The organism is Novosphingobium sp. FG90 (assembly GCF_057808725.1).
The window spans coordinates 96,255-121,151 of record NZ_JBMDIO010000010.1; the positions used below are offsets into that span (position 1 = coordinate 96,255).

Annotated in this window: 22 protein-coding genes; 16 read left to right on the plus strand and 6 right to left on the minus strand. The window is 66.4% G+C overall.

What is annotated here, in order from left to right; all coding sequences use genetic code 11:
* Window positions 1-116 precede the first annotated feature (116 nt).
* The 3 genes from ACODRZ_RS11570 (at window position 117) to ACODRZ_RS11580 (ending at window position 7,093) form a co-directional block, all read left to right on the plus strand.
* Complete coding sequence (locus ACODRZ_RS11570; RefSeq protein WP_488970248.1) at window positions 117-3,485, plus strand: transglutaminase family protein; 3,369 nt, start codon at window positions 117-119, stop codon at window positions 3,483-3,485.
* Between the two features lie 237 nt (window positions 3,486-3,722).
* On the plus strand, window positions 3,723-6,212 hold the full coding sequence (locus tag ACODRZ_RS11575) for a circularly permuted type 2 ATP-grasp protein (RefSeq protein WP_488970247.1): 2,490 nt from the start codon (window positions 3,723-3,725) through the stop codon (window positions 6,210-6,212).
* Entirely contained in the window at window positions 6,212-7,093 is an 882-nt protein-coding gene (locus ACODRZ_RS11580) for a transglutaminase family protein (protein ID WP_488970246.1), read from the plus strand. Before ACODRZ_RS11575 ends, ACODRZ_RS11580 begins: the two co-directional genes overlap by 1 nt.
* A 363-nt stretch (window positions 7,094-7,456) precedes the next feature.
* Here the strand turns inward: ACODRZ_RS11580 and ACODRZ_RS11585 are convergent, their stop codons facing one another.
* The 5 genes from ACODRZ_RS11585 to ccmA form a co-directional block, all read right to left on the minus strand.
* The gene (locus ACODRZ_RS11585; RefSeq protein WP_488970245.1) at window positions 7,457-7,903 is read right to left on the minus strand and encodes a hypothetical protein; all 447 of its coding nucleotides are present in this window, start codon (window positions 7,901-7,903) and stop codon (window positions 7,457-7,459) included.
* Window positions 7,904-8,335: 432 nt separating this feature from the next.
* Window positions 8,336-8,956 (minus strand): carboxymuconolactone decarboxylase family protein, encoded by a 621-nt coding sequence (locus ACODRZ_RS11590; RefSeq protein ID WP_488970244.1) that lies wholly within the window; start codon window positions 8,954-8,956, stop codon window positions 8,336-8,338.
* A gap of 14 nt (window positions 8,957-8,970) precedes the next feature.
* Entirely contained in the window at window positions 8,971-10,098 is a 1,128-nt protein-coding gene (locus ACODRZ_RS11595) for a sulfotransferase family protein (protein ID WP_488970243.1), read from the minus strand.
* A 111-nt stretch (window positions 10,099-10,209) separates the two neighbouring features.
* The gene (locus ACODRZ_RS11600) at window positions 10,210-10,866 is read right to left on the minus strand and encodes a heme exporter protein CcmB (RefSeq protein WP_488970242.1); all 657 of its coding nucleotides are present in this window, start codon (window positions 10,864-10,866) and stop codon (window positions 10,210-10,212) included.
* Window positions 10,863-11,468, minus strand: a complete 606-nt coding sequence (gene ccmA / locus ACODRZ_RS11605; protein ID WP_488970241.1) for a heme ABC exporter ATP-binding protein CcmA — start codon at window positions 11,466-11,468, stop codon at window positions 10,863-10,865. The genes ACODRZ_RS11600 and ccmA overlap by 4 nt, the downstream gene beginning before the upstream one ends.
* A 47-nt stretch (window positions 11,469-11,515) precedes the next feature.
* On the opposite strand from ccmA, the gene ACODRZ_RS11610 reads away from it, so the two are divergent.
* Both ACODRZ_RS11610 and ACODRZ_RS11615 read left to right on the plus strand, forming a co-directional pair.
* Window positions 11,516-11,806, plus strand: coding sequence for a 4a-hydroxytetrahydrobiopterin dehydratase (locus tag ACODRZ_RS11610; protein WP_488970240.1), 291 nt, complete (start codon window positions 11,516-11,518; stop codon window positions 11,804-11,806).
* A gap of 508 nt (window positions 11,807-12,314) precedes the next feature.
* Window positions 12,315-13,184, plus strand: a complete 870-nt coding sequence (locus tag ACODRZ_RS11615; RefSeq protein WP_488970239.1) for an OmpA family protein — start codon at window positions 12,315-12,317, stop codon at window positions 13,182-13,184.
* A gap of 55 nt (window positions 13,185-13,239) precedes the next feature.
* On the opposite strand, the gene ACODRZ_RS11620 is transcribed toward ACODRZ_RS11615, so the two are convergent.
* On the minus strand, window positions 13,240-13,857 hold the full coding sequence (locus tag ACODRZ_RS11620) for a DNA-3-methyladenine glycosylase family protein (protein WP_488970238.1): 618 nt from the start codon (window positions 13,855-13,857) through the stop codon (window positions 13,240-13,242).
* A 108-nt stretch (window positions 13,858-13,965) separates the two neighbouring features.
* Between ACODRZ_RS11620 and ACODRZ_RS11625 the strand changes: the two genes are divergently transcribed.
* The 11 genes from ACODRZ_RS11625 (at window position 13,966) to mraY (ending at window position 24,888) form a co-directional block, all read left to right on the plus strand.
* Window positions 13,966-14,283 (plus strand): 2Fe-2S iron-sulfur cluster-binding protein, encoded by a 318-nt coding sequence (locus ACODRZ_RS11625; protein WP_488970237.1) that lies wholly within the window; start codon window positions 13,966-13,968, stop codon window positions 14,281-14,283.
* A 67-nt stretch (window positions 14,284-14,350) separates the two neighbouring features.
* Window positions 14,351-15,376 carry a cysteine synthase A gene (locus ACODRZ_RS11630; RefSeq protein WP_488970236.1) on the plus strand — a complete coding sequence of 342 codons (1,026 nt, stop codon included), beginning with the start codon at window positions 14,351-14,353 and terminating at the stop codon, window positions 15,374-15,376.
* 39 nt (window positions 15,377-15,415) lie between these two features.
* Window positions 15,416-15,787, plus strand: coding sequence for a hypothetical protein (locus tag ACODRZ_RS11635; protein WP_488970235.1), 372 nt, complete (start codon window positions 15,416-15,418; stop codon window positions 15,785-15,787).
* A 106-nt stretch (window positions 15,788-15,893) separates the two neighbouring features.
* Window positions 15,894-16,670, plus strand: a complete 777-nt coding sequence (locus ACODRZ_RS11640; protein WP_488970379.1) for a motility-associated ABC transporter substrate-binding family protein — start codon at window positions 15,894-15,896, stop codon at window positions 16,668-16,670.
* A gap of 354 nt (window positions 16,671-17,024) precedes the next feature.
* Window positions 17,025-17,531 (plus strand): division/cell wall cluster transcriptional repressor MraZ, encoded by a 507-nt coding sequence (locus tag ACODRZ_RS11645; protein WP_488970234.1) that lies wholly within the window; start codon window positions 17,025-17,027, stop codon window positions 17,529-17,531.
* Window positions 17,528-18,544, plus strand: coding sequence for a 16S rRNA (cytosine(1402)-N(4))-methyltransferase RsmH (gene rsmH, locus ACODRZ_RS11650; RefSeq protein WP_488970233.1), 1,017 nt, complete (start codon window positions 17,528-17,530; stop codon window positions 18,542-18,544). The genes ACODRZ_RS11645 and rsmH overlap by 4 nt, the downstream gene beginning before the upstream one ends.
* Window positions 18,541-19,110 carry a hypothetical protein gene (locus tag ACODRZ_RS11655; RefSeq protein WP_488970232.1) on the plus strand — a complete coding sequence of 190 codons (570 nt, stop codon included), beginning with the start codon at window positions 18,541-18,543 and terminating at the stop codon, window positions 19,108-19,110. The genes rsmH and ACODRZ_RS11655 overlap by 4 nt, the downstream gene beginning before the upstream one ends.
* Window positions 19,107-20,882, plus strand: a complete 1,776-nt coding sequence (locus ACODRZ_RS11660) for a peptidoglycan D,D-transpeptidase FtsI family protein (protein ID WP_488970231.1) — start codon at window positions 19,107-19,109, stop codon at window positions 20,880-20,882. The genes ACODRZ_RS11655 and ACODRZ_RS11660 overlap by 4 nt, the downstream gene beginning before the upstream one ends.
* Complete coding sequence (locus tag ACODRZ_RS11665) at window positions 20,879-22,339, plus strand: UDP-N-acetylmuramoyl-L-alanyl-D-glutamate--2,6-diaminopimelate ligase (RefSeq protein WP_488970230.1); 1,461 nt, start codon at window positions 20,879-20,881, stop codon at window positions 22,337-22,339. Before ACODRZ_RS11660 ends, ACODRZ_RS11665 begins: the two co-directional genes overlap by 4 nt.
* A 3-nt stretch (window positions 22,340-22,342) precedes the next feature.
* A complete protein-coding gene (locus tag ACODRZ_RS11670) occupies window positions 22,343-23,800 on the plus strand; it encodes a UDP-N-acetylmuramoyl-tripeptide--D-alanyl-D-alanine ligase (RefSeq protein WP_488970229.1) in 1,458 nt (485 codons plus the stop codon).
* Window positions 23,801-23,817: 17 nt separating this feature from the next.
* On the plus strand, window positions 23,818-24,888 hold the full coding sequence (gene mraY / locus ACODRZ_RS11675; protein ID WP_488970228.1) for a phospho-N-acetylmuramoyl-pentapeptide-transferase: 1,071 nt from the start codon (window positions 23,818-23,820) through the stop codon (window positions 24,886-24,888).
* Window positions 24,889-24,897 lie beyond the last annotated feature (9 nt).

Genomic DNA, 24,897 nt, shown 5'->3' on the forward strand with positions numbered 1-24,897 from the left:
ACGAGAAACCCTTTCGCATGCCAGAATGACACAAGTGCGACGGTGTGGGGAAGGTTTTGCGCCCACCATTGAACAATCGTTGCAGCGCAGCATTGAATCGCGCACACTCCGTTTCGATGATCAAGGCAGCCCTGCACCATCTCACCCGCTACCGCTATTCGCGGCGCATCCGTCTCGGCCCTCAGGTCATCCGGCTTCGCCCGGCGCCGCACAGTCGGACGGAGGTGCCCAACTACTCGCTGAAGATCAGCCCGCCCGAGCATTTCCTGAACTGGCAGCAGGACCCGCACGGCAACTGGCTGGCGCGCGTGGTGTTTCCCGATCCGGTCGATCATTTATCGATCGAGGTCGATTTGCTGGCGGAACTGGCCGTCATCAACCCGTTCGACTTCTTCGTGGAGCCGGAGGCGGAGGAGTATCCCTTCGCCTATTCGGAAGGCATGAAGGCGGACCTTTCGGCTTATTTCGAGGTCGAGGAGCAGGGGCCGTTGTTCGAGGCGCTGGTCGCCGAACATGCCGACTACGAGGGCCGCACGGTCGATTTCCTCGTCGACATCAACAGCCGCCTGCAGCAGCGCATCGATTACGTGATCCGCATGGAGCAGGGCGTGATGACGCCTGAGGAGACGCTGAAGGTCGGCATCGGTTCGTGCCGCGATTCGGCGTGGCTGCTGGTGCAGCTGCTGCGCCGCCTCGGCTTCGCGGCGCGGTTCGTGTCCGGCTATTCGATCCAGCTGGTCGCCGACGTGCTGCCCAAGGAAGGGCCGGTCGGCGTGCTGGAGGACGTCACCGACCTCCACGCCTGGGCCGAGGCCTATGTCCCCGGCGCGGGCTGGATCGCGCTCGACGCCACCTCGGGCATGTTCGCCGGCGAGGGGCACATTCCCTTGTGCGCTGCGCCGCATTACCGCTCCGCCACCCCGATCGAGGGCATGGCCGAGCCGGCCGAGGTCGATTTCGACTTCAAGATGAACGTCAGCCGCATCGCCGAAGCGGTGCGCATCACCAAGCCTTTCACCGACGAGCGCTGGGATGGCCTGCTGGCGCTGGGCGACAAGGTGGACGCGGACCTCACCGCCTGGGGCGTAAACCTGACGATGGGCGGCGAGCCGACCTTCATCGCCGCCACCGACTTCGAGGCGCCCGAGTGGAACAGCGCCGCCGTCGGCCCCACCAAGGCTGCCTATGCGGACAAGCTGATCCGCCTGCTGCGCGCGAAGTTCGCGCCGGGATCGCTGCTCCACCACGGGCAGGGCAAGTGGTATCCCGGAGAGACGCTGCCGCGCTGGGGCTACTCGATCTACTGGCGCAAGGACGGCGTGCCGATCTGGCATGACGACAGCCTGATCGCCGGGGAGAAGCCGCTGGAGAAGGGCGGCGATCCCGATCCGGTGCCCAGCATCGACGTGCTCGCCGCCGCCAACCTGCTGGCCGGCGCGGCGCAGGGGCTGGGGCTGGAGCGCGGCTACGTCCAGCCGGTGTTCGAGGATCGCGGCGTCTGGATGCTGCGCGAGGACGAACTGCCGGTGAACACCACGCCGATGGACCCGGCGATCGAGGACGAGGAACTGGCTCGCCGCTTCCGCCGCACCTACCGGCGCGGGGTGGAGCAGCCGGTCGGCGTCGTCCTGCCGGTGCAGCGCTGGAACGCGAAGGACAAGTCCGCGCCGCGTTGGAAGAGCGAATACTGGCGCGTGCGCAAGGGCGTGCTGACGGCGGTTCCGGGCGATTCCGCGCTGGGTTATCGCCTGCCGCTGGGCTCGCTGCCCTATGTGGCGCCGGCCGACTTTCCCTACATCCACCCGCGCGACACGGCAGAGCCGCGCCAACCCCTCGCCGATTTCCGCCTCCAGGCGATCGAGCGCGGCAATCAGGGGCGCGAAGTCGGCACGGCGCAGCGTTCCCAGGCGGTGCCCGAGCCGCACACCTTTACCGGTCCGGCGGTCGATCAGGACATCATCGAGGGCGCCGTGCGCACGGCCGTGACGGTCGAGCCTCGCGGCGATTACCTGGCCGTGTTCATTCCCCCGGTTGAGGCGCTGGAGGACTACCTCGAACTCGTCGCCGCGATCGAGGCGGTGGCCGAGGTGCAGAAGCTGCCGATCCGGATAGAGGGCTATGCGCCGCCGCCGGACCCGCGCCTGATGGTGCTCAAGGTCACGCCCGATCCCGGCGTGATCGAGGTCAACATCCATCCTTCCGCCAGCTGGCGCGAGACGGTGGAGATCACCGAGACGCTCTACGACTGCGCGCGAGAGATCGGGTTGACCGCCGACAAGTTCATGGTCGACGGCCGCTCGATCGGCACCGGCGGCGGCAATCACATCGTGCTGGGCGGGCCGACCTTGCTCGACAGCCCGTTCATCCGCCGCCCGGACCTGCTCAAGAGCTTCGTCACTTACTGGCAGCGGCATCCCTCGCTCAGCTACCTGTTCTCCGGCCTGTTCATCGGCCCGACGAGCCAGGCGCCGCGCATCGACGAGGCACGGCACGACGCGCTCTACGAGCTGGAAATCGCGCTCTCGCAGGTGCCCGGTCCGCACATGCAGCAGCCCGCGCCGTGGGTGGTGGACCGCCTGTTCCGCAACCTTCTGGTGGATGTGACCGGCAACACCCACCGCACAGAGATCTGCATCGACAAGCTGTTCTCGCCCGATGGCCCGACCGGCCGCCTCGGCCTCGTCGAGTTCCGGGGCTTCGAGATGCCGCCCGAGGGCCGCATGTCCTGCGCCCAGCAGCTGCTTCTGCGCGCGCTGACGGCGTGGTTCTGGCGCGAGCCGGTGGAAGGCCCGCTGGTGCGCTGGGGCACGCAGTTGCATGACCGCTTCATGCTCGGCCATTACGTATGGGCCGATTTCCTCGACGTGCTGGATGACCTGCGCCGTGCGGGTTACGACTTCGACCCGTCGTGGTTCGAGGCGCAGCGCATGTTCCGCTTCCCCGTCCATGGCGAGGTCGAGGGCGGCGGCGTATCGCTGGAGATCAGCCACGCGCTCGAACCTTGGAACGTGCTGGGCGAAACCGGGGCGATCGGCGGCACCGTGCGCTACGTGGACAGCTCCACCGAGCGTCTGCAGGTCAAGGCCACGGGTCTGGTCGAAGGCCGTCACGTCATCACCTGCAACGGCCGCCGCGTGCCGCTGACCAAGGTGGCGCACGGGGAAGGCGTGGGCGGCGTGCGCTACAAGGCGTGGTGGCCGTCGGAGAGCATGCATCCGATGCTGCCGCCGCATGCGCCGCTGACGTTCGACATCTACGACTTGTGGAACGGCCGCTCGCTGGGCGGCTGCGTCTATCAGGTCGCGCATCCGGGCGGGCGCAGCTACGACACGGTGCCGGTCAACGACTACGAGGCCGAGGCCCGGCGCAAGGCGCGGTTCCAGGATCACGGCCACTCTCCGGGGCCGCTGCCGGTGCCTGCGGAGGAACTGCCGAGTGAATTTCCCTACACTCTCGACCTCAGGCGGCCCTCGCGGCTAATGTAGGGGCATGTTCGAGGGGATTTCCGGCCAGATCGCGACGAGGGGACCACGCACGTTTGCGTGTACCTCACTTCGTCACCCCGAACTTGTGTCAGGGACCATCGGGCGGTTTGTGCCGGAGCGTCGTTTCATTGCGCCGCACTCTCTGTTTGCGGTTTACAGCGCCGGGTGTGCGGCTCCATGGACCCTGAAACGAGTTCAAGGTGACGGGGCTTGGGAGTGCAAGGTCGGGAGGCGATCGTGGTAACCCGTCCTGACCCCGGCCCCGATCTCGCTCCTGCCGCCAGCTGGCTCGACGGCTATGTCGCCGAAGCCTCGCGCGGGGATTTGTTCGGCGATGCCAGCCGCCCGGTCGCGGAAGTATGGCACAAGGTCGCGAGCGGGCTTTCGGCCGCGACCGACGGCGACCCTTCCGCGCTGCAGGAAGCGACCGCACGCCACGCGGCTGACCTCGGCCTTGCCTTTCGCCTGACCGGGGATGAGGACGAGCGTTCGTGGCCGCTCAACGCCATGCCGCTGATCGTCGGCGCGCAGGAGTGGGCACAAGTCGAACGCGGCCTGATCCAGCGCGCGGAACTGCTGGAGACGATCGCCGCCGACATCTACGGTGAGCAGAAGCTGGTGGCGGACGGCCATCTCCCCGCCGCCGTGGTCGCGGGAAGCCCGTTCTTCGCGCGGCGAATGATCGGCAAGACGCCCCATGAAGGCCGCTTCCTGCACGTCTACGCCGCCGACCTCGCCCGTGGGCCGCGCGGACAGTGGCGCGTCCTGCAGGACCGGGTGCGCGTGGCGGGCGGCATCGGCTATGCGCTGGAGAACCGCCTCGCCATGTCGCGCGCGATCGGCAACCTGCTGGCCGACGCCCATGCGCGCCGCCTGTCGGAGTTCTTCGCGCGCATGGTGGAGGGCATGACCGCTGCCTGCCGCCGCGAGAATCCGCGTATCGCGTTGATGACGCCGGGCCGCTTTAACCAGACTTACGCCGAGCAGGCGCACCTCGCGCGCTATCTCGGCCTTCCGCTGGTCGAGGGGCGCGACCTGACCGTGCTCGACGAGAAACTCTACGTCGGCACCATCGCCGGGCCGAAGCGCGTCGATGCGGTGTGGCGCTGGATCGACACCACCGCGCTCGATCCGCTCTCGTTCGACGCGAAATCGCAGCTTGGCGTGCCCAACCTGTTCGACGCCTGGGCGGGCGGCGGCGTGGAGATGGTCAACTGGCCAGGCGTCGAGGTGCTCGAATCCGCCGCATTCGCCGCCTTCATGCCCCGCCTGTGCAGGGTCATGCTGGGCGAGGCGCCGATCCTTCCCAACGTCGCGACATGGTGGTGCGGGCAGGCGGTGGAGAGCTCCACCGTCGCGGCTCGGATGGATGAACTGGCGCTGCTGCCTGCCTTCGGTCAGCCGGTCGAGGCGCTGGACAGCCGCAATCCGATCGCCGGAGCCGGGCTCGACGGCAAGTCGCGCGTGGCGCTGATCGATGCCCTGTGGCGGCGGCCGATGGACTATTGCGGGCAGGAGATCGTCCACCTCTCCACCACGCCTGCCATCATCGACGGACAGATCGTGCCGAGGCCGTTCACCGTCCGCGCCTTCGTTGCGCGCACGGCGGACGGCGGCTGGACGGTGATGCCCGGCGGCTTCGCGCGCCTGTCCTCCAACACCGCGTTGCCGACCTCGCTGATGGGCGACGGTGACTTGTCCGCGGACTTGTGGGTCGTCGACGACAAGCCGGCCGCCGCGCATCTCGGCAGCCGCGTGGCCGGAGAACCGCCGATCTCGCGCGGGGGCGGCATCCTCGCCAGTCAGGCGGCCGACAACCTTTTCTGGTTCGGCCGCTACAACGAGCGCGCCGAATCGATGGTGCGGGTGGTCCGCGCGATCCTTGCCAATCCGGCCGACAGCGACGGCAACGTCGATGCGGAAGGGGCCGCGCTGCCGCGACTTGCCGCGCTGCTGGTGGAAGGCGGGGCGATCGAGCCGGAAACCGCGAAGCTGTCGGTCGCGAGGATCTGCGCACGGGCGCTCACCGAAACGCGGCTGTCCGGCGGCATCGCTACCCTGATGCGCCGCCGCCAGCAGGTCGGCATGGCCCTTCGCGAACGCTTCGCGCGCGATTTCTGGCGTATCGTCAGCCGCCCGATGCCCTCGATCAATGTCGATCGCCCGCAGTCGATGCTGAGCAGCGCACGCTGGCTGACCGAGCATTTCAGCGCGCTTGCGGGCCTGATCTCGGAAAACATGGTGCGCTCGGCTGCGTGGCGCTTCCTCGAGATCGGGCAGCGGCTGGAGCGTGCGCAGGCGATCTGCCGCATGACGCGGCAGCTCACGAAAGACGGCGACGTCACGTCTCTCGGCCTCCTGCTCGACTTGTGCGACAGCCAGATCATCTACCGCAGCCGCTATCTTACAGGACCTTCACTCAACCCGGTGCGCGATCTCGTGCTGCTCGATCCGGACAATCCGCGAGCGTTGGTGTTCCAGGTGGCGCAGGTCGTGGCCCACCTTTCCGCGCTGCCGTCTTCACGCGATGACAACATTCCCGAACCGCCCCTGCGCGCGGCGCGCGCGCTGCTGGGTGAGTTGCAGGCGGTGCTGGCCCCCGACATGACGCCCGAGCGTCTGGAGGCGATGGAAGCGCAACTGCTCGAACTGTCCGACGCGATTTCGCTGCGCTATTTCCTGCAACTCGACAACGAGGACGCCGAAAGGCGCACGACGCTGCTGTGATGCGCTATTCCGTAAGCCATATCACGACGCTCAAGTACGCCGAGGCCGTCAGCATGGCGCAGTTCAACGTGCGCCTGAAGCCGGCCGCGTGGAACGGGCAGGTGGTCAGCGACTACAAGCTGACGCTCGATCCGGCACCGGCGCAAGTGGTTGAGAGGCTCGGCGGCTACCACGTCAACGAAGCCCGCTTCGCCCTGCGCGAGGTGACCTCGCAGGTCCAGATCGAGAGCCGCTTCACGGTCGAGGTGGAGCCGTTGCCGTTCTTCGTGGAGGACGCCGCCGGGCCGGGGCTTGCCGAACTGCGCGAGCGGGCGATGAAGAAGCCCGACCTCTCCGATCTGGCCCCGGCATCGTACATCTTCGCCTCGCCGATCGCGCAGCCCCAGCGCGAGATCGCGCGCTGGGCCGGCTCGCTGCTCGACGAGGCGATGCCGGTGATGGAGGCGGGGCGGGCGCTGATGTCGGCGATCCATTCCGAGTTCACCTTCGACGCCGAAGCGACCGAGACGGATACGCCGCCGATCGAGGCATTCAACCGGCGGCACGGCGTTTGCCAGGACTTCAGCCACATCATGATCATAGCCGCGCGCGCGCACGGCATTCCGGCAGCCTATGTCAGCGGCTACCTGCGCACGCTGCCGCCGCCGGGGCAGGAACGGCTGGTCGGCGCCGACGCCATGCACGCCTGGGTCAACCTGTGGTGCGGCGAGGAGCTGGGCTGGGTCGGCTTCGACCCCACCAACGACAAGCTGGCGGACACCGATCACATCTTCCTCGGCATGGGGCGCGACTATTCGGACGTGGCCCCGCTCGACGGACGGTTCCGGGGCGCGGGGAACCAGGCGATGTACGCTTCGGTGGATGTCGCGCCGCTGGATTGACACTTCGACAAGTTCAGGGTGATCCTTCGACAGGCTCAGGATGAGCGGGGGTGGTGCCTCCGCTTGCGTCACTCCCTTCGTCACCCTGAACTTGTTTCAGGGTCCATCGTGCCGGAACCCGGGGCTGTGAACAGCAGGCCGCGAGGGCCTTTGGTGACACGACCTTCCGGCACCAACCGCCCGATGGACCCTGAAACAAGTTCAGGGTGACGGAAAGAAAGGAAGGCCCGCCCCCCCGGCCCCGCCCTCCTTCGACGGGCTCAGGACGAGGGGCAGGGGCAGGCGCCGTATCCGCGCAGGAGAGAAGCCGGGCCGCGTCAGCGCCTATCTAGCACGGCCCGACTCCACTCCTGCGCGAGCGGGTCAGTGGCTGCGGGGGGTATTGGTGACGGGTTCGCCGGGAAATATTCCCGCGATGGCGAGCGCCGCGCCGATCTTCGACAGCGCCTCCAGCATGTCGCCCACGCTCTCCTCGGTCACCACCAGGTCGAGCGTCTCGCGAGTCGCGGCCGGGCCACGGTCGCGCAGCGAGGTGATGAGTTCGAGAATCACCGCCTCGTGCTCGGATACGTGGCTGCAGCCCATCGGGCAGAACGCCAGGGTGTCGAGCGCATCGCGGTTGAGCAGCACCATCGCGCGGTGGAAGGGCTGAAGGCCGCCGATCATGCGCCAGCGTGCGAAAGCCGGGGCCAGAAGCTGGGCCGGGCAGCGCTTGTGGCCGATCGCGGTGACCCACGCGCGCATCGACCAGACGAGGAACCGGCAACCTTCGTCGAGGGTGCTGAGCGGGCGATCCACGTATTGATACATGCCGGGTCTCCTTTAGGGCTTGCACATGCGAATGATTATCATTAGCTACTGTTACGCGGCTTGCTCCTCTCGTCAAGCCTGCACCCAAGCCCGGAGGAACGCTTGTCATGGGGCGTTCCTCCCATCCTGTGACCTTGGCCGGGGCGGCTCCTTGCCTTGCCCGCCCCGGCCGTCTTTTCTCCAGGGTCATGGAGGCGGCGAAAAGGCCGGAAATCTGCGAAATTCCGGCAAATGTTCGGCGGAATGGTCCCCAAATACCGTCATCCCGGCGCAGGCCGGGACCGCTGTCGGTCTTCAGGCGCGAACTGTCGCGCAGGGCACTTTTATGCTGGGTGGGCTTGGTGTGGCCGGCGGTCCCGGCCTGTGCCGGGATGACGAATCGATTATGCTCCGATTATCCGACCTTTATCCACAGCATCGCCCACAGGCGAATCAGCGGTAGTCGAAGCCGCCTTTGGGCTGGATCTTCAGCGAATTCTGCTGGAGCGCCGTCATCAGGTAGGACCCGACGAGCAGCGGGAATTCCAGCATCTGCGTCTCGTCCCAGCTTTTCGCCAGCGTGTCCCAGGTCGAATCGCTCATGCAGTGATCGGCGACCAGTTCCTCCACACCGCGCAGGATCGCCGATTCGTGCTCGGTCCAGCCGGGCGCCGCGGAGCCTTCCAGCACGCGCTCGATTTCCTCCGGCGTGAGGCCGAAGGCCTTGCCGATATCGACGTGTTCGCTCCATTCGAACGGCGCGCGGGCAAGCCACGCCAGGCGCAGCACCGCCAGTTCGCGGTCGCGGCCCGGGATCGCGCCTTTCGCCAGCTCGATGCCCAGCACCATCTGGCCCTTGAACATGCCGGGATGGCGCAAGGTGATGAGGCTGACGTCGGGGAAAGGGCGGCTATCCGGGATGGAGAACGCGGCGCGGATGACCTGGACCTGCTCCATGCCTTCGGGGCTGACCTCCTCCAGCCGCAGCGGAGCGTAGCGGGGGCCGTTCGTCACAGTCTGCGCCATGCGCGCGTCAGCGTCGAAATCGTACTTGCCGGTGATCGGTTCGGGCATTCGGGTTCCTCGTATCAAGCGGCCCATCGGCCCATGTGGTCAAGATATTCGGTGAAGCGGGCACGCACGGCCTGCGGGTCGAGGCCGAAGCGCGCGGGGTCGGGTTTGGCCATGCGCTCGGTGGCGGTGTTGCTCCGCCACCATGCGGCCATCGCCTGTTCGAAGGCGGGCGAAACTTCCTCGCCCAGCCAGCCGTAGAGGCGGCGGACCTCACCGAGCGGGTCGGCCTGCATGGCGGTGAAGCCGATGTCGAAGAAGCGATGATCGTTGCCCGCATCCCGGAACGCGATGGCGCGGGTCATCGCTTCCGACCAGCAGCGCACGTTGAGGTCGCCGATGTAGGCATGGTCGACGTGGTCGGTGAACTTGCCGATGATGTCGGCATAGACCGTCGCGACCGAGAGCATCACGTCGGTCGGATCGCGATGCGTCATCACGAAGCGCGCATCGGGATAGGCCGCATCGAGCGCATCGAGGTACAGCATGTGCGTGGGCGCCTTGAGGCGCCATGGTCGAGCGGGTTCACCCCACTGCAGCAGCTTCAATACGCGCTTGTGGTACTGGTAAGTGCCGTTGGGTGCCGTCTCCAGCAGCCATTGCGAGTAGCTGGGCACTTGCGCGAAGGCCTGGAATATCTGGCTGCGGAAATCGAGGGCCATCAGGTCCTGGCACTCCATGGCGCCGTCGATCCCGCTCGGTGTGCGGCTTCCGCCCTTGAGCGTCTCGTCGGCGGCGCTGGCGCTGGCACCCCGGCGCGGGTCAGGGCCATCGACCGTAGACGGCGGCGGGCAGGGCTGGGAACTCTCCCAGACGCGCAGATAGCGAACGCCCGGATCGCTGGAGAGCAGGTAGGATAGCGCCGAGGAGCCCGTGCGCGGCAGGCTCACGCCGAACAGTGGCGCGCGAACGTCCTCCTCCGCGATCTCGGGATGGCGGCGATACCAGTCCTCCACCATCAGCCGCTGGCGCAAGTGCAGGAGGATGCGGTCGCGTAGCGCATGCTCGCCCACCGCATTCAGCCGTGCCTCGGCATTCAGCGCCGTTACCAGCCGTTCGAGACCCTCGCGAAAGCCGTCGTCGCCGAAATCGGAGAGGCCGGTCGCGCTTTGCGCTGCGGCCATGAGGTCGGTAGCTGGTTCCATGGCGCTCTCCCCGTCCGGCGCGGCCGGTTCTTCGGGGACACTATGCGCGGGATGGCGGTAGCGCCAAACGCTGCGGCGATTTCGATGGCGGGATGCCGCCGCCGGGATGGCTCAGCCGCGCGAGGCCCTGACCGCAGCGCCGCCTGCGAAGGGCGCGATGGCGATGAGGACGAGGCTTGCCGCTGCCGTCAGGGCCAGGCCGCTCTCTCCTCCGACACCGAGGCTGCCGGCGCCGAAGATCAGGACCGGCACCGCCATCGGGATCACCAGCAGTCCTGAAAGCGCCGCGCCGCCGCGCAGGCCCGAGGTCAGCGCCGCCACCGTCACGCCCAGCGCGGCGAGGCCCGGTGTGCCGGCGAGCAGTCCGATCTCGACGATGCGCAAGCTATGGCCATCGAGCCCCAGCAGCGCGGCGGCGGGCAGGGTGGCCAGCATTAGCGGCGGTCCGAAACTCAGCCAGTGCGCCGCCACGCGCACCGCGATCACCATTTCCTCCGAGATGCCGCGCAAGGCCCACTGGTCGAACATGCCCTGTTCGATGTCGGGCTCCACCAGCCGGTCTAGCGGCAGGATCGCGGCGAGCAGGGCGGCGACCCAGATCACCCCTCCGCCGGTTCTCGCCAGCAGCGGCGCATCCGGCCCGACCGCGAAGGGATAGAGCATTGCCACCGAAAGGAAAAACAGTACCGGCAGCAGCGCGCCGCCTCCTCGTCCGCCCAGCAAAAGGCGCGCAAGGTCGCGGCGAAGCAGGGCCATGACGCGGCTCATGCGGCGAACTCCGAGAGGTGGAGCGTGCGCAGGGCGGGCAGGCGGAATGGCTGGTGCGAGGCGATCACTGCCACGCCTCCCGCCGCACAATGCTGCGCCGTGATGGCCTCGGCCAGTTCGACGGCATGGCCGTCAAGGCCGTTGAGCGGCTCGTCGAGCAGCCACACTTTCGCACCCTGGCCCAGCAGCCGGGCGAACGCGGCGCGCTTCTTCTGGCCGGTCGAGAGATAGCGCACCGGCACGTCGAGCAGCGCGGCAAGGCCCAGTCGCTTGATGTGGGCTGTGCCGCCCATGTCGCCGTCCGTCCGGTGGTCCGTGCCGTCCAGCCGCTGCCAGAAGTCGAGCGCACGCCCCAGCGGCAACGCAGGATCGAGCGCGGGACGTTCGTCGAGCAGGCCGACGGTGCCTTCCACCGCGATGGTTCCCTCGAACGCGGGGGCCAGCCCGGCGAGAATGCGCAGCAGGCTCGATTTGCCGATGCCGTTGTGACCCGCGACCTGCAGCGCCTCGCCAGCGCCAAGTGCCAGCGAGAGCCCGGCGAACAGCATCCTGTCGCCGCGACGGCACGCGAGATCGGTTGCGCTGACTGCTGCCCCTTGCATGGGCCGGAGCCTTAGGGGAAACGCTGCGGGCTGCCAAGGAGACCGAAATGGCTATAGTCCGCCTCACCGATGCCCAGCGCGATGCTGCGCTTGCCGAACTGCCGCGCTGGAGCCTGCGGGCCGACGGACGGGCCTTCGAGGCCGAATTGAAGTTCGCCGATTTCAACGAGGCCTTCGGCTTCATGACCCGCGTCGCACTTTATGCAGACAAGGCGGACCACCATCCCGAATGGTTCAACGTCTACTCTACGGTGCGCGTGACGCTGACGACTCACGACGTCGACGGCCTGAGCGAGCGGGACGTCGCAATGGCGCGCTTCATCGAGAGCATTGCGTGAACACGCGAGGGCGTTTCCCTTGCATCAGGCTGCCCCGCATATCGGGCAGCTGAGCATCAATGCTGTCGATTTTGTATGCAGGACCAGACGATGCTGCACTATTCGTGAAAATCCAAAAGGTTGCGTGATGAAGAAAAAAATATAATGGTGAGCAGGTTCGTTACTCGCGGAATCGGCGGGCGAACCCATGAAGCAACGGCTGCCGGATATAGTAGCCGATAGTCCGCAGGCACGATCGGATGCTTGTTTGGGCAAGTCGACAACGGTTCGTCGCACGATGCTCTCCAATTACCGGCCTCGCGCTGCTGTTGCGGCGCGCGTTCATCTGCCCGCAAGGTGAATCTGAACACGCAGGTGGTCCATGGTGTTCAGGTGCAGCTCCGCCGCACATCTTACGAAGCTTAATGGACGGGTTCGGGCAACCCGACGCGCCTTCAAGCGCTTGGCTGCCAGACGAAAAAGCTGCGACCCCGCAGGCCCGAATGGTCGTGTTTGAAGGAGTAACGCAATGAGTGTCATTTCCAAGAGCCCCCGAGTTCTCCTGATGGCTGCCCTGGTGGGCGGCGCAGCGTCGGTCAGCGTTTCGGCGCAGAGCCAGAGCGGGCAGGATTCCGATCTCGCGGTGCAGGTTACCGACACGAGCCCCGAAATGATCAAGGGGCCGCAAGTAAAGGGCATCATTTCCGCACGTAGCGGTGACCGTATGCAGATCACCTCGGACGACGGCACCAAGACGGTTGTGACCATCAACGACGCCACAAAGATCAAGGCCAGCAGCGGCTTCCTGGGTCTGGGCGGCAGCCGCATCGCCGCGACTTCGCTGCTCAACGGCATTCCGGTCGAGGTGGAGACGCTGCAGGGTGGCGGTACGTTGCTCGCCAGCAAGATCGATCTGAAGGGCAAGGACTTCAAGACCGCCAAGATGATCCACAACGGCACCGACCAGCGCTTCGCTTCTAACGAAGCCGCTACTGAAGGTCTGAAGGCCCGCATGGGCGACATCGACAAGTACAACATCAAGGGCACGACGAACGTGAACTTCGATACCGGCAAGTCGAAGCTGTCGCCGGAAGCCAAGGCCAACCTTTGCCAGGCAGCGACCCAGGCCGAAGGCATGGACAATGCGCTGCTGCTGGTCGTCGGGTACACGGACTCGACCGGTCCCGAGGAAGTCAACCAGGTGCTCAGCGAGAAGCGCGCCAGCGCGGTCGTGAACTACCTGCAGCAGGCTTGCCACTGGAAGCCCTACCGCATGCTGACGCCGACCGGCATGTCGATGGCCGATCCGGTCGCCGACAACACCACCGAAGAAGGCAAGGCGCAGAACCGCCGCGTTGCCGTGAACATCATGGTCAGCAAGGCCGTCGACGGCATCTGACGGTGTGCGGGGCGGGCAGTGCGATGCCCGCCCCGCTTCGTTCGAGCTTACGGCGTCACAGCGCCGGATTGTTGTAGCAGTGCCAGGTGAAGATCGCCGCCGCGCCGCGATGCGGCCGCCAGCTTTCGGCGAGTTCCCGGGTCTGCTTTTCGCTGGGTCGATCCTCCAGACCAAGCAGCTTCCCCAGCCCCACCTGCACCGCGAGATCGCCAGCCGGCCATATGTCGGGGCGACCTTCGGCGAACAGCAGGTAGATTTCCGCCGACCATCGCCCGATGCCCTTGATCTGGACGAGCAGTGCGATCGCCTCCTCGTCGTCCGCAGGCAGGTTGTCGAAGTCGAGGCATCCGGCGATGACCAGTTCACACAGCGAGCGCGCGTAGCCCTGCTTCTGGCGCGACAGGCCGCAGCCGCGCAGCGCGTCGAATTCCGCTGCGAGCAGCGCTTCGGGCGCCATCGTCTCACCCAGGAGAGCCTCCAGCCGGTTCCAGACCGACGCGGCTGCGGCGACGCTCACCTGCTGGCCGACGATCGTGCGCAGCAGCGTCGCGTATCCCGTCGCGCGGATGCGCGGTTCGGGGTAGCCTGCTATTTCGATCGCGCGGGCGATAGCCGGCTCTTTCCGGGCGATGGCATCGAGGCCAAAGCATAGTTCGTCTGCCGTCAAACCCATGATTTACGCTACCTTGCAAAAGAGGGTTGCAGCCTTTAGCAGCCTGCGGCAAGTGCGCATACCAAGACAATTACGATACAGGGTGTATCACAAGAGGAATCGAGAGCCATGCCGCAGATCATCGTCGTCAATCATGCTGGTGAAGAGAAGTCCGTTGACGCTGCCGAGGGCCGCACCCTCATGGAAGTGATCCGCGACGATGGTTTCGACGAACTCCTCGCCCTGTGCGGCGGCTGCTGCTCGTGCGCGACCTGCCATGTCTTCATCGACCCTGCCTTCGCCGACAAACTGCCGGCCATGAGCGAGGACGAGAACGACCTGCTCGATAGCTCCGACCACCGCAACGAAACCTCGCGCCTGTCGTGCCAGGTTCCGGTGACGGCGGAACTCGAAGGCCTGCGCGTCACCATCGCACCTGAAGACTGAGGGTAAATTGCGGGGCATGGGCGCAAAACATTTGCGCCCGCCGCTTCGGCTTCCTAACTGTCGCGCCATGACCGCGACACTGCCCACTGCCCCGCAACCCCGTTCATCCACGCTCGACCTGATCGGCAATACTCCGCTGGTGCTCCTCGAAGGGCCGAGCGAGGCTGCCGGCTGCGAAATCTGGGGCAAGTGCGAATTCGCCAACCCCGGTGCCTCGGTGAAGGATCGCGCGGCCCTGTGGATCGTGCGCGATGCCGAGGAAAAGGGCCTGCTCCAGCCGGGCGGCACCATCGTCGAAGGTACGGCGGGCAATACCGGCATCGGTCTTGCGCTGGTCGCCAATGCGCTCGGTTACCGGACGGTCATCGTCATGCCCGAGACGCAATCGCGCGAGAAGATGGACACCCTGCGTGCGCTTGGCGCCGAACTGGTGCTGGTCCCCGCCGCGCCGTTCTCGAACCCCGGTCACTTCGTCCACACCTCGCGCCGTCTGGCCGAGGAGACCGAAGGCGCGATCTGGGCCAACCAGTTCGACAACATCGCCAACCGCAAGGCCCACATCGAATCGACGGCGCCGGAAATCTGGGAGCAGATGGGAGGCCGGATCGACGGCTTCACGTGCGCGGCGGGCACCGGCGGCACCATCGCCGGGACCGGCATGGGCCTGAAGGCCTTCGACGAGAACATCGTCGTCGCCCTCACCGACCCGCACGGTGCGGCGCTCTACAACTACTACGCCAACGGCGAGCTCAAGGCGGAAGGCAATTCCGTCGCCGAGGGCATCGGCCAGGGTCGCATCACCGCCAACCTCGAAGGCGCGCCGATCGACACCCAGTTCCGCATCTCCGACGAGGAAGGCCTTGAATGGGTCCGTCGCCTGCTGAGCGAGGAAGGGCTGTGCCTCGGCTTGTCATCGGGCATCAACGTGGCGGGCGCAGTGGCGCTTGGCCGCAAGCTGGTCGAGGAGGGGCGAGAGGACCCGCGTGTCGCGACGATCCTGTGCGATACGGGCTTTCGCTACCTGTCCTCTCTGTACAACGCGGAATGGCTGGAATCGAAAAGCCTGCCGGTCTTCCCTTGGCTGGCGAGGTGATGTAAACCTGTCACACACGGCAGGAAATCGTCCGCCTATATGATCGAGTCGCATACAATTCTGGAACCTTTGCAGACGGCGCAGCACTTCGCGCCGCCCACCGCGCGTGAACTGAGGTCGCAGGCCGTCTACCGGCTGCAGATCGGCCTGTTCGGGCTGTGCGCGATGCTGTTGATCGTCGGTCTAGCCAATGTCATTCGCGACCGGATCCGGCTGACCGACTCGGCCGATCCGATTCAGGAAGTGGTTGTCGTCGATGCCAAGCCGACCAAGACAGCCAGCGACCCGCTTGCCGACATCGGCGTGGTCCCCGCAGCGGATCCCAGCCCGACACCGACCCCCACCGCGTCGACTTCTCCCACTCCTGGCATGGAGATGACCGGTGATCCCTCGGCGCAGACCGCGCCCTGAGATATCGGTTTTATCGTCGTCACGAGCGTAGCGAAGCAGTCAAGGGCCGCGTAAGCCGCCCCGGGTTGCTTCGCTACGCTCGTGACGACGAGAGGGTTTTCGGTTGATGGGATGGCGGACAGCAACCTCGTTCGCGGTTTCGCTGCTCGTGGGCGCCTGTGGTCAGGGCGGCGCCGGCGCTCCGCCGGGGCAGGAGATCATCGGTCTCTATTCGAGCCTGCCGATCGCCTGGGGCGAGAGCGAGGACATTCGCGGCTTCCTTGCCGACGATGCCGCGCCGCACTGGGTGCTCGAGGCGTTGCGCGCGCAGGGGCGCGTCGTGCCGCTCGATACTCTCGCGAACGCGCAAGGCGTCCTGCCCCTTCCGTCTAATGGGGTGGTTGTCCTTGCCCAACCGCGTCCGCTGACCGCGCAGGAGAACGTCGCGCTCGATGCCTGGGTGCGCGGGGGAGGGCGGGTGCTGCTTTTCGCGGACCCCATGCTTACTGCTCATTCCCTGTTCGGCCCCGGCGATCCCCGTCGGCCGCAGGACATGGCGATGCTCTCGCCTATCCTCGGACGGTGGGGTCTGGAACTCCTGTTCGACGACACGCAGGACGCCGGCGAGCGGTGGGAGAACGGTATCCCCGTCAACCTGCCGGGGCGCTTTCAGGTTTTGGGGAAATCCGGGGCCGGGAAATCCGGGGGCGCCGTGGGGAAAGCCGGGGATGTGGCCGCCAACTGCCGAATCGAGAGTCGGGATCTCATCGCAGACTGCACATCCGGGAAAGGCCGCATTCTCGCTCTGGCTGATGCGGCATTGCTCGATAACCCTGAGAAATCGGCCGATCTGGCGCAACGGCGCCGGATTTTGAGCGGCCTTTTGCAGCGATTGCTCAAGTAAGCTTCCAGCGGGAAGTCCGGGGATGGTGTGCGAAAAGTCGGGGATCATGCGGGAAAGGCGAAAAATCACTACATAATCGCTGATTTATAACGATATTTATCGTACTGCGAGCAAGGATTTCCTTGGTATCCTCGGTCACAATTCACCGCAAATCCCGCGTTCCGGCGCAAAAGTGCCCCCTGATCCCCACATTTCCCTTTAATCCCCGACATTCCCGATATAGAACCACTGTCAATCGGAAAGGCTGATTCCTGCCGTGCCCGCCTTGGGTCACGGAAACCGGCGCGCATGCGTCGCCGGGTGAGGGGGTCTTCATGTTCCGGGACGGCAACTTTGGGGCGATTTCGGACAGTCATGGCGGGGCAGCCATACATTTACAGCGGACCGGGCTTCTCGCTTCTGCGCGACAAGAACCGCTTCGTGCTGCCCAAGGAGCTTCGCTCGCCGGTCCGGGATTCAAGCGGCAAGGACGTGCTGTGCCTTGCCAAGCACGCCGAATGGAAGTGCCTTGTCGGCTTCGGCCTGTCCCGCATGGATGATTTCGAAGCGCAGCTGGATGCCGAGCAGGCGCGTGCAGACGCCGCCGGCAAGCCGTTCAACCGCGATAGCCGCGCGATGCAGCTCTACAACTTCCAGCAGGTGCCGTTCGACGGCAGCGGCCGTTTCACGATGCCTGAAGCGCTTGCCGGGCTTGCGGCGGTGGGCGACCAGCTGTTCTTCCAGGGCATCGGCCGTGGCGGCATCCTGATCTGGAACCCCGAGGAACTCTACAAGCACGCCGAAGACCCCGCTTTCGAGGCCGTCATCGCCACCTGCCGTTCGCTGCAGGAAGCCGAAACCGCGAAGGCAAAGAAATCGTGAGCAGTCCTGACCAGCCCCATATCCCCGTGCTCCTTGAGGAGGTGGTCGCCGCCCTGAACCCCCGGGGCGGCGACCTCATCGTTGACGCGACGCTGGGTGCCGGTGGCTATACCCGCCGCCTGCTCGACGAAGGCGCAATCGTCCATGCATTCGACCGTGATCCCGATGCGATCGCCGCTGTGCAAAACGATCCGGGGAAATGGCCCGAACTCGCCAGCAATCCGCCGCGCCTCGTGTTGCACGCCCGCCGCTTCTCCGAAATGGTCGAAGGCCTTGGAGATGTGGGGGTCGACAAGGTTGACGGCGTGGTGATGGACATCGGCGTGTCCTCGATGCAGCTCGATCAGGCGGGGCGCGGGTTCGCGTTCGGTTCTGACGGCCCGCTCGACATGCGCATGAGCCAGGACGGCATGTCTGCCGCCGACTTCGTCAACGAAGCGGACGAGGCGCAGATCGCCGACGTGCTCTACCTCTACGGTGAGGAACGCCAGTCGCGCCGTCTCGCCCGCGCCATCGTCGCCGCGCGGCCGCTGGAGACGACCGGTGACCTCGCCCGCGTGGTGCGCAAGGCACTGGGCTATAACCCTGCCTACAAGGGCAGCAATGCGCCCAAGGACCCGGCGATCCGCACGTTCCAGGCGATCCGCATCCACGTCAACGGCGAACTGGACGAACTGGACGCGGCGCTGGAAGCGTCCGAGACGCTGCTGCAGGGCGGCGGGCGGCTGGCGGTGGTGACGTTCCACAGCCTCGAGGACCGCAAGGTGAAGCGTTTCCTGCGCGATGCCAGCAGCGTGTCCCAGTCCATTTCGCGCCACCTGCCTCAGGCCGTCAGCGCGCCCGCCCCTTTCGCAAAGGTGTCGAAGGGCGTGCGTCCAAGCGAGGCAGAGCTCGAAATCAACCCGCGGTCGCGCTCCGCCACGCTGCGCAGCGCCGTCCGCACCGACAGCCCCCCCAGGCATCCCAACTCACCCGAGCCTTATGGCGCCCCCGGCCGAAGGAAAGTCGCATGAACCTCACCAGTGATCGGATCCGATCGATCGGCTGGGTCTCCGTACTCGTTGTCTGCGGCGCGATGACCGTGGGCCTGACGCTGCGCGTCAATGCGGTGAAGAGCCAGGTCCACGATACCGACAAGAAGATCGTCTGGGTCAAGCGTGACATCGACTTCCTCCAGACCGAGTTCCAGACCCGCTCCAACCAGCAGGCGCTGCGTGACCTGAACGACCTGGAGTTCGGCTACAAGGCACCGACTGCCGGGCAGTACATCGAGGGCGAGCGCCAGCTTGCCGCGCTCGGCGTTCCGGCAGGCCCGGGCGCGCCCGCGCCGATCCGCTATGCCAATGCCGAAATGCCCAATGGCGGCTCGGGAGAGGGCAAAGTGGCAAATGGCGGGGAAAGCGGTTCCCTGCTTGCGATGGTTTCGCCTGTCGCGGGGGCGACGGCGGCTGCCATTACCGAAGCGCCGAAGGCAGGAACCGGATCTCGCGACCCGGAACGCGAGGCCATTGCGCGTGACGCAGCCGCGTTGGGCAAGCGCCTTGCCCGTATCGAGGTCGCGGAGGCTGCCCAGCAGTGAACGCCCCGGCGTTTCCCCTCGGGACGATCCCCACTACCGTTTCCGTCGGCCGTCGCCGTCTGGTGAACGTTCGCCAGCGCTCGCTGCTGGTGGCGAAGATGCGCAGCCTGTGGATTCTTGGCGTCTTCGTGCTGGTGACGGTACTGGCGATCTTCCGCATCGTCTATCTCGGCTTTACCGGCGTGACGCCCCGGCAGGGTGATCTTGCCGACATTCTGATCCCGGCGCGCGGCGACATCGTCGATCGCAACGGGGTGCCGCTGGCCCGCGATTTCCGTGTCTATTCGCTCTGGTACAACCCCAAGGCCATGACCGAAGGGTCGGCACTGATCCACTCGCCCGAGGAAGTGACGGCCGGTCTCCTGCGCATCTTCCCCGATCTCGACCGCGACGAAATCCTCGCCAAACTGCGGGCGGGCAAGCCCGCCTATCTGCGCAAGTCGCTGATGCCCGAGGACGCCAACAAGGTGCACGCACTGGGCGAGCCTGCGCTGGAATTCCCGCTGGAGGCGACGCGCTTCTATCCGCAGGGATCGATGGCGGCGCACGTGCTCGGCTATGTCGACAGCTACGGCAAGGGCAAGGTCGGCATGGAGGAGGCCTTCAACGACCAGCTCATCAGCCATGAAGGCCGCACCGGCCACGCGACGCTGTCGATCGACTTCCGCGTGCAGAGCGCACTCGAGGACGAATTGGCCCGCGCGATGCAACTCAGCGCCGCCAAGGGCGCAGCGGGCGTGGTGCTGGATGTGGACAGCGGCGAAATCCTCGCGCTGGCCTCGCTGCCCTCGTTCGACCCGAACCACGTGAAGCCGACCGACATGGTCATCTCCGCCGAGGAAGCGCGCAACGGCGATGTGCCGCACGGCTTCAACCGCGTGACCAACCAGGTCTACGAACTGGGTTCCACCTTCAAGCCGATCACCGTCGCCGCCGCGCTCGACGCGGGCGTCGTGACCGATATGGGCAAGCAGTGGCCCGCGACGCCGCTGCACGTCGGCCGCTTCACGATCCACGACCTGCACAACTACGGCGCCTCGCTGAACGTGCCGGAAACGCTGATCCATTCGTCCAACACCGTCACCGCGCGCATCGCCGACGAACTGGGCGGCGTGCGTCTCAAGAAGACGATGGAAGCGCTGGGCATGAACCAGCGGCCTTACGTGGAACTGCCCGCGAAGGGCTTCCCGATTTGGCCGCGCGGTGAGTGGCCGCGTTTGCGCACGATGACGGTGGCCTACGGCCACGGCATCGCGGTGACGCCGCTCCATCTGGCCTCGGCCTATGCAGCGCTGGTCAACGGCGGTGTGTGGCGCCCGGCCACTCTGAAGAAGCTGGCGCCTTCCGACATTCCCGCCGGTCGCCGCGTATTCACCGCCGCCACCAGCGCCCGTGTACGCCAGTTGCTACGCATGATCGTGCAGTACGGCACCGGCCGCAAGGCGGACGCCCCGGGCTTCCGCGTCGGCGGCAAGACCGGATCGGCCGAGAAGCCGGGCGTGGGCGGCTATCGCCACCACTCGCTGATCGCGACGTTCGCCTCGGCCTTCCCGATGGACAAGCCGCGCTACGTCGTCATCGCCATGATGGACGAGCCGCAGGGCACTGCCGCCACCTCGTACCAGCGCACGGCTGCTTGGAACGCCGCTCCGGTGATCCAGCGCGTGGTGCCGCGCATCGGGCCTTTGCTGGGCGTCATGCCCGACGAGACCCGCGATATCGACACTACCGATCTGCGGCCGCTGGTGCCGCAGGGGAGCGACGGAGAATGAAGCTCTCGACCCTTTGTGCTGCAGCCGGACTGCCTGTGATTGACGGCGACGCCAACGTCACCGGCTTCGCGATCGACAGCCGCAAGGTCGCACCGGGCACCGTGTTCGGCGCATTTCGCGGCACCAAGTTCAACGGCGAGGACTTCATCGACGCCGCCGTGAAGGCGGGCGCGGTGGCGATCGTCGCACATCCCGACGCCGTGGTCGAAGGCGCGATCCATTTCGCTGCCGAGGAACCGCGCCGCCTCTTCGCGCAGCTGGCCGCGCCGTTCTTCGCGCCGGTGCCCGAAACGCTGGTGGCGGTGACCGGCACCAACGGCAAGACCTCCACCGTCGAACTGACGCGCCAGCTCTGGCGCATGGCGGGCGAACGCGCCGCCTCGATCGGCACGTTGGGTGTGACAACGGGGGACGAAACCGTCTCCACCGGCCTGACCACGCCTGACATCGCGACATTCCTCGCCAACCTTTCTGGTCTGGCGCGCGAGGGCGTCACGCATGTCGCTTACGAGGCGTCGAGCCACGGCCTGTCGCAGTTCCGCATCGAGGGGCCGCGCGTCGTGGCGGGCGCCTTCACCAATCTCAGCCGCGATCACCTCGACTATCATGCGACGATGGACGAGTACTTCGCCGCGAAGATGCGTCTGTTCGACGAAGTCGTGGTTGACGGCGGCACGGCGGTCGTCTGGGCCGACGATGTGTGGTCAGACAAGGCGATCGAGCATGCGAAGGCGCGCGGCCTCACGCTATTCACCGTGGGCGAGAAGGGTGAAGCGATCCGCCTCGTCAAGCGCACGCCTACGAGCCTGGGCCAGACGCTGCAGATCGAATATGCGGGCAAGGTCCGCAAGATCGACCTGCCGCTGATCGGCGCTTATCAGGCCGCCAACTCGCTTGTCGCTGCAGGTCTGGTGATCGCCAGCGGCGGCGATGCCGACGCGACGTTCGATGCGATGAAGCGCCTCGTCACCGTGCGTGGGCGGATCGAGCGGGCGGGCCTGAACACGAACGGCGCGCCGATCTACGTCGATTACGCGCATACGCCCGACGCGCTGGAAGCCGCCATCGCGGCGCTGCGGCCGCATGTGACTGGCAGGCTCATCGCCGTGTTCGGCGCGGGCGGCGATCGGGATCAGGGCAAGCGCCCGGAAATGGGCAAAGTGGCGAGCGCGGGGGCAGACCTCGCCATCGTCACCGACGACAATCCGCGCGGGGAAGACCCGGCGACCATCCGGGCGATGATCCTCACCGGAATGGAAGAGGGTGCGCGGGAAGTGGGCGACAGGCGCGAGGCGATTCGTCTTGCCGTCGCCGAGGCCGGTGCGGGGGACGTCGTCCTCATCGCCGGCAAGGGGCACGAACAGGGGCAGATCATCGGCAGCGGGGACAATGTCCGCGTCCTGCCATTCGACGACGTCACCGTGGCCAGGGAAATGGCCGGTTCACTGGGAAGGTAGGACATGAACGCCATCACCCGGATCCTCGACTGGCCCGCCGCGCCGCTGGAGGACAACCCGCTGGTCCTGTGGGACGCAGACGCCATCGCGCGCGCGGTGAAGGGGGAGGCGAGCAGCGACTTCACCGTCTCCGGCGTCGAGATCGACAGCCGCGACGTCCAGCCCGGCGACCTGTTCTTCGCGCTCAAGGGCGAGGCGATGGACGGCCACCGCTTCGTCGAGGCCGCGTTTGCGAAAGGTGCAGCCGCCGTGGTGGTGGACCGCCCGGTCGATGGCCCGCATATCCTTGTAGAGGACACGATGGAGGCGCTCGAACGTCTCGGCGCCGCAGCCCGGCTGCGCGCGCGTGGTCCGATCATCGGCGTCACCGGCTCGGTCGGCAAGACGGGCGTGAAGGAGATGATCTTCGCCGCGCTCGACCGCTCCAGCCGAGGTGACGCGCACCGTTCGGTCAAGAGCTACAACAACCATGTCGGGGTTCCGCTAAGCCTTGCCCGCATGCCCAGCCGCGCGCGCTACGGCATCTTCGAGATGGGCATGAACCACGCGGGCGAGATCGCCGCGTTGACCCGGCAGGTGCGTCCCAACGTCGCGCTCATCACCACGATCGCCCCCGCGCACATCGAGATGCTCGGCTCCGAAGAGGCCATCGCCGACGCGAAGGCGGAAATCTTCGAGGGACTGGAAGAAGGCGGCACCGCCGTCATCCCCGCAGACAGCCCGCACTTCCTGCGCCTGCGCGATGCGGCGCTGGCCTTGGGGGCGAAGGTCGTGTCGTTTGGCAAGGCGGCGGACGCGGACGTGCGGCTGCTCGATGCGGTGCCGGCGATCGGCGGCGGCTCGCTCGTCACCATCGACATGGGTGACCGGCGCGTGTGCTACACCGTCGGCGCGCCCGGAGAGCATCAGGCGATCAACTCGCTGGCGGTCATGGCTGCGGTACGTGCCGTTAAGGGCGACCTGGGTGCCGCTGGGGTCGCGCTCGCCGAGATGGGCGGGCTGGCCGGTCGCGGCGCGCGGATGGAGATCGATGTAGAGGGCGGCAAGGCGCTGCTCATCGACGAAAGCTATAACGCCAACCCGGCTTCGATGCGGGCCACGCTGGCGCAATTGGGCCGCACGCCTGCCAAGCGCCGGATCGCCGTTCTCGGTTCGATGAAGGAACTCGGCAGTCACGGTCCCGACTACCACGCCGGCCTTGCCGAACCGATCCGCGAGGCGGGTGTCGACTACGTCGTTCTCGTCGGCGACGAGATGACCGCTTTAGCGGTGGAACTGGGGAAATCCGGGGCTTCCGGCCTTGGCAAACCTTTGCCTTTCGCCCATTGCGCAACTGTGCGGGAAGCTGCCGAAAACTTGCGCGCATTCGGCCTCGAACGGGATGACGCCATCCTCGTCAAGGGCTCGAATTCGGTGGGTCTGGCAGCGCTCGTGGCGACGCTTAGCAAGACGGAAGGGTAGGGGCGAAAGCCCGCAAGATGCTGTATCTCATCGCAGAATGGTTCCACTACGAGGGACTGTCCAACCTCTTCCGCTACCAGACGTTCCGTTCGGGCGCGGCCTTCATGACGGCGCTGTTCCTCGGCCTGCTGATCGGGCCGAAGTTCATCAACATGCTGCGCGTCCGCCAGGGCAAGGGCCAGCCGATCCGCGAGGACGGCCCCCAGAGCCACCTCGCCAAGCGCGGCACGCCCACCATGGGCGGGTTGATGATCCTGACCGCGCTGATCGGTTCGATGATCCTGTTCATGGACGTGACCAACCCGTTCGTCTGGGCCTGCGTGGCGGTGACGGTGGGCTTCGGTGCGATCGGCTTCCTTGACGACTACGACAAGGTAACCAAGCGCCACCACGCCGGATTGTCGAGCAAGATCAGGCTGCTGCTGGAATTCGTGGTGGCGGGAATCGCCGCCTACATCATCGTCAGCCAGCTCAATACCAACCTCTACGTGCCGTTCCTGTCGGGCCGCTACATTCCGCTCGGCCCGTTCTACTACGTCTTCGCCGCCGTGGTGATCGTGGGTGCGGGCAACGCGGTGAACCTGACCGACGGCCTCGACGGCCTCGCGACGATGCCGGTCATCATCGCGGCGGGCACCTTCGCGATCATCTGCTACCTTGCGGGCCGCGTCGACTACGCCACCTACCTTGGCATTCCGCATGTTCCGCGCGCGGGCGAACTGGCGATCTTCTGCGCCGGGATCATGGGGGCGGGCCTTGCCTTCCTGTGGTTCAACGCGCCGCCTGCGGCCGTATTCATGGGCGACACCGGCAGCCTCGCCCTCGGCGGCGCGCTGGGCTGCATCGCCGTCGCCGCGCATCACGAGATCGTGCTGGCGGTCGTCGGCGGGCTGTTCGTGCTGGAAGCGGCTTCGGTCATCATCCAGGTCTTCTGGTTCAAGCGCACCGGCCGCCGCGTGTTCCGCATGGCGCCGATCCACCACCATTTCGAGCAGAAAGGCTGGAAGGAATCGACCGTCGTGATCCGCTTCTGGATCATCTCGATCGTCCTTGCGGTGCTGGGCCTCGCCACTCTGAAACTGCGTTGAGGAGAGCGG

Excerpts from the sequence above, each read along its gene's own strand:
- ACODRZ_RS11665 (WP_488970230.1), top strand. The coding sequence starts at position 20,879 with ATGAAGCTCTCGACCCTTTGTGCTGCAGCCGGACTGCCTGTGATTGAC.
- ACODRZ_RS11595 (WP_488970243.1), bottom strand. The coding sequence starts at position 10,098 with ATGGAACCAGCTACCGACCTCATGGCCGCAGCGCAAAGCGCGACCGGC.
- ACODRZ_RS11635 (WP_488970235.1), top strand. The coding sequence starts at position 15,416 with ATGATCGAGTCGCATACAATTCTGGAACCTTTGCAGACGGCGCAGCAC.
- ACODRZ_RS11630 (WP_488970236.1), top strand. The coding sequence starts at position 14,351 with ATGACCGCGACACTGCCCACTGCCCCGCAACCCCGTTCATCCACGCTC.
- ACODRZ_RS11570 (WP_488970248.1), top strand. The coding sequence starts at position 117 with ATGATCAAGGCAGCCCTGCACCATCTCACCCGCTACCGCTATTCGCGG.
- ACODRZ_RS11600 (WP_488970242.1), bottom strand. The coding sequence starts at position 10,866 with ATGAGCCGCGTCATGGCCCTGCTTCGCCGCGACCTTGCGCGCCTTTTG.
- mraY (WP_488970228.1), top strand. The coding sequence starts at position 23,818 with ATGCTGTATCTCATCGCAGAATGGTTCCACTACGAGGGACTGTCCAAC.
- ACODRZ_RS11625 (WP_488970237.1), top strand. The coding sequence starts at position 13,966 with ATGCCGCAGATCATCGTCGTCAATCATGCTGGTGAAGAGAAGTCCGTT.
- ACODRZ_RS11585 (WP_488970245.1), bottom strand. The coding sequence starts at position 7,903 with ATGTATCAATACGTGGATCGCCCGCTCAGCACCCTCGACGAAGGTTGC.
- ACODRZ_RS11620 (WP_488970238.1), bottom strand. The coding sequence starts at position 13,857 with ATGGGTTTGACGGCAGACGAACTATGCTTTGGCCTCGATGCCATCGCC.
- ACODRZ_RS11670 (WP_488970229.1), top strand. The coding sequence starts at position 22,343 with ATGAACGCCATCACCCGGATCCTCGACTGGCCCGCCGCGCCGCTGGAG.
- ACODRZ_RS11610 (WP_488970240.1), top strand. The coding sequence starts at position 11,516 with ATGGCTATAGTCCGCCTCACCGATGCCCAGCGCGATGCTGCGCTTGCC.
- ACODRZ_RS11640 (WP_488970379.1), top strand. The coding sequence starts at position 15,894 with ATGGGATGGCGGACAGCAACCTCGTTCGCGGTTTCGCTGCTCGTGGGC.
- ACODRZ_RS11615 (WP_488970239.1), top strand. The coding sequence starts at position 12,315 with ATGAGTGTCATTTCCAAGAGCCCCCGAGTTCTCCTGATGGCTGCCCTG.
- ACODRZ_RS11590 (WP_488970244.1), bottom strand. The coding sequence starts at position 8,956 with ATGCCCGAACCGATCACCGGCAAGTACGATTTCGACGCTGACGCGCGC.
- ccmA (WP_488970241.1), bottom strand. The coding sequence starts at position 11,468 with ATGCAAGGGGCAGCAGTCAGCGCAACCGATCTCGCGTGCCGTCGCGGC.
- ACODRZ_RS11645 (WP_488970234.1), top strand. The coding sequence starts at position 17,025 with ATGGCGGGGCAGCCATACATTTACAGCGGACCGGGCTTCTCGCTTCTG.
- ACODRZ_RS11580 (WP_488970246.1), top strand. The coding sequence starts at position 6,212 with ATGCGCTATTCCGTAAGCCATATCACGACGCTCAAGTACGCCGAGGCC.
- ACODRZ_RS11655 (WP_488970232.1), top strand. The coding sequence starts at position 18,541 with ATGAACCTCACCAGTGATCGGATCCGATCGATCGGCTGGGTCTCCGTA.